Below are 961 nucleotides of genomic sequence, written 5' to 3'. Positions count from 1 at the left end.
GATTTTGCTTGGGCAAAGATTGGTCTTAGGAACCGAGCACCATATCCAAGTGAAAAGAAGAAAGTAAATGATGCGATAACGGCACCGAATCCGAACCAGTATTGTAACTCACCATATTGTGTAGAGATGGAGCCAAGCAATACTACAGTGTCCAAATAAACATGAGGATTGAGCCATGTAAAAGCAAGGCAGGTTAATATTGTCGTTAATATGCTTGATGTGTTTTCTTGGCTTTCGGTAAGCTCATGCTTAACAGTGCAAGCACTATAGAAACTGCTTAAGCCATAAAACAGTAAGAATATTGCACCGCCATAACGTGCAAGGGTTTCTATTTGCGGATAAGTAGTAACGAGAGCGCCAAATCCGAATACGCCTGCCGAAATAAGAATGGCATCTGAAAGCGCACAGATAAAGCAGCTAACAAATACATGTTCTTTTTTGAGTCCTTGCTTCAGAACAAATGCGTTTTGAGCGCCGATTGCCAAAATCAATGACAGGCCCAAAGAAAATCCTGTCAGTATTGCGCTCATTGCGTCGCTACCACCTTATATAAGCTCTTAGGTTCATACAGAAAATAATGATGTTGGCGATAAGCATTGCGATGCTACCTGTTAAAATCCCCAGCGTAGCCCAGCAAATATTAGCGGCCATCATGGTAATAAAGCCATAGCGATGCTTGCTGCCTAATTGATAGGTTGCCAAAAAGGTAAAGATCATTACAAGCCAATCGCAGCCGTAATATTGGAAAATTTCCACGATAAGGTATTTATGCTTTTTTGATAGCTCCAATGACTGCAAGCAGGATGACGGCACCTAAGGTGGCGCTAACGATCGAACCTAAAATTCCACCGGCGTACAAGCCAAGGAGTTGCAGTACGAAGCTGCCTATGAATGCGCCAACAATACCAACAACTATATTTCCAACTAAGCCAAACCCTATGCCTTTCATAATTTGGCCTGC

2 protein-coding genes are annotated in these 961 nt (G+C 42.5%); both read right to left on the bottom strand.

Annotated features, from left to right (window positions below):
• Positions 1 to 530 (bottom strand): LysE/ArgO family amino acid transporter (locus tag A3762_RS00530; RefSeq protein ID WP_068753597.1); only part of this gene is annotated, 530 nt, incomplete at its 3' end.
• A gap of 236 nt (positions 531 to 766) precedes the next feature.
• Positions 767 to 961, bottom strand: a 195-nt coding sequence (locus A3762_RS00525; protein ID WP_068753595.1) for a GlsB/YeaQ/YmgE family stress response membrane protein, incomplete at its 5' end; no start/stop codon positions are given.

The organism is Oleiphilus sp. HI0125, from assembly GCF_001635355.1.
Note: the sequence above shows the minus strand (reverse complement) of the source record. Positions and strands in the feature narration are given on the sequence as shown.